Source organism: Actinomycetospora sp. (assembly GCF_055612215.1).
Genome location: NZ_JBVPVA010000192.1, coordinates 1 through 2,609 on the forward strand (window position 1 = coordinate 1; position 2,609 = coordinate 2,609).

Below are 2,609 nucleotides of genomic sequence, written 5' to 3' on the forward strand. Positions count from 1 at the left end.
GAGGTGTGCGGGGGCCGCGCGGGCATCGGTGCGGTGGGCATCGCCTCGGGGGGCGGCGGCACCGTGGGCGGCCGGGTGAGCGCGGTGGGCCGGGCTCCCCCCGGGACGAGGCGCAGCGTCCGCGCGCGCTCGGCGTCGCTCTGGGCGGCGCCGGGGCCGTCGGGGCGCGCGGTGGACCCGCCGGTCTCGCCCGCGCGCGCCCCACCCCTCGGCGCGGCGGGGTCGATCGGCTCGGCAGCGTCCGCCGACATGCCGACCTCCCCTCGTCGCCCCGGCGCGGTCCCGTCCCACGCCTGGATCCGGCCCATCATGACAGAGCGTGCCGTGCGATCGCGAACGGTCCCGGTTTCGTCACTCCGCGTACTGGTCGGGATGTCCGGAACCGGGAAGTCACCATGACTTGAGCGGAATACACTCAACTTCTGGGATGCTGTTCCCGATGTGGTCCGCGCGCGCGTCCCCGGCGCGTCGGCAGCGATCACCCCGACACCGTCCGCACGATCACCCAGCACACGAGACCGGCCCGCCACCGGGCCGCAGGAAAGGCCATCGATGGACTTCTCGCCGACGACGCGCACCCAGCAGGCGGTGTCCGCCGCGGTCCGCGCCGCCACCGCGTCGGGGCACCCGCAGGTGTCCCCGGCCCACCTCGTCATCGCCCTCCTCGACCAGACCGACGGCATCACGACTCCCCTGCTCAGGGCCGTCTCCGCCGACCCCACGGCGGTCCGGGCCGAGACCGAGCGACTCCTCGCCTCGATGCCGAGCGCGACCGGGTCGGGCGTGTCCGCCCCGCAGTTCGACGGGGACTCGGCGCGCGTCCTGACCCACGCCCAGCAGCTGGCGGCCGACATGGGCGACGAGTACGTCTCGACCGAGCACCTGCTCGTCGGGGTGGCCGCCGCCGGTGGCCGTGCGGCCGACGTCCTCGCCCGCCACGGCGCCACGGCCACGGCGCTCCAGGAGGCCTTCGGCAAGGTCCGGGGTTCCGCCCGCATCACCTCGCCCGACCCCGAGGGCACCTTCCAGGCCCTCGAGAAGTACGGACAGGATCTCACCGAGCGTGCCCGCTCCGGAGCGCTCGACCCCGTGATCGGCCGCGACGCCGAGATCCGGCGGGTCGTGCAGGTGCTCTCGCGCCGCACGAAGAACAACCCCGTCCTCATCGGTGAGCCCGGCGTCGGGAAGACCGCGATCGTCGAGGGACTGGCGCAGCGCATCGTCGCGGGCGACGTCCCGGAGTCGCTGCGCGACAAGCGGGTCGTGGCGCTCGACCTCGGCTCGATGGTGGCGGGCGCCAAGTACCGCGGCGAGTTCGAGGAGCGCCTCAAGGCCGTCCTCGGCGAGATCACCGACTCCGCCGGCCAGGTCATCACCTTCATCGACGAGCTGCACACCATCGTCGGCGCGGGCGCATCCGGCGAGTCCGCCATGGACGCCGGCAACATGATCAAGCCGATGCTCGCGCGCGGTGAGCTGCGCATGGTCGGGGCGACCACGCTCGACGAGTACCGCAAGCACATCGAGTCCGATCCGGCCCTGGAGCGCCGCTTCCAGCAGGTGTTCGTCGGCGAGCCGAGCGTGGAGGACACCGTCGGGATCCTCCGCGGCCTCAAGGAGCGCTACGAGGTGCACCACGGCGTGCGGATCACCGACGCCGCCCTCGTCGCCGCCGCGACGCTCTCCGACCGCTACATCACCGCGCGCTTCCTGCCCGACAAGGCGATCGACCTCGTGGACGAGGCCAGCTCGCGGCTGCGCATGGAGATCGACTCGCGGCCGGTCGAGATCGACGAGGTGGAGCGCGCCGTGCGCCGCCTCGAGATCGAGGAGATGGCGCTGGCCAAGGAGTCCGACCCCGCGTCGGCCGAGCGGCTGGTGGCGCTGCGCGCCGAGCTCGCCGAGAAGCGCGAGGAGCTCGACGCCCTCACCGCCCGGTGGCAGGGCGAGAAGGAGACGATCAACTCGGCCCGCGGCCTCAAGGAGCAGCTCGAGGCGCTGCGCGGCGAGTCCGAGCGCGCCGAGCGCGACGGCGACTACGCGAAGGTCGCCGAACTGCGCTACGGGCGCATCCCGGCCCTGGAGAAGGAGCTCGCGGCCGCCGACGAGGCCAGCGCCGCGGCGGGCCCGATCATGCTCAAGGAGGAGGTCGGCCCCGACGACGTCGCCGACGTCGTCTCCGCGTGGACCGGCATCCCGGCCGGTCGCCTGCTCGAGGGCGAGACGGCGAAGCTGCTGCGCATGGAGGACGAGCTCGGCCGCCGCGTCGTCGGCCAGGCCGAGGCCGTCCGCGCGGTGTCCGACGCGGTGCGCCGCACCCGGGCCGGGGTCGCCGACCCCGACCGGCCGACCGGGTCGTTCCTCTTCCTCGGGCCCACCGGCGTCGGGAAGACCGAGCTGGCCAAGGCCCTCGCCGCGTTCCTGTTCGACGACGAGCGGGCGATGATCCGCATCGACATGTCGGAGTACGGCGAGAAGCACTCGGTCGCCCGGCTCGTCGGGGCGCCCCCCGGCTACGTCGGCTACGACCAGGGCGGTCAGCTCACCGAGGCCGTCCGGCGCCGCCCGTACGCGGTGGTGCTGCTCGACGAGGTCGAGAAGGCGCACCC

At 74.0% G+C, this 2,609-nt stretch carries 1 protein-coding gene and 1 pseudogene; one reads left to right on the forward strand and one right to left on the reverse strand.

Features of this window, described 5'->3' with window-relative positions; all coding sequences use genetic code 11:
* Positions 1–251, reverse strand: a pseudogene (locus tag AC0CYZ_RS05260) (hypothetical protein); the annotation flags it as partial.
* 301 nt (positions 252–552) lie between these two features.
* On the opposite strand from AC0CYZ_RS05260, the gene AC0CYZ_RS05265 reads away from it, so the two are divergent.
* Positions 553–2,609 (forward strand): ATP-dependent Clp protease ATP-binding subunit (locus tag AC0CYZ_RS05265; protein ID WP_472213027.1); only part of this gene is annotated, 2,057 nt, incomplete at its 3' end.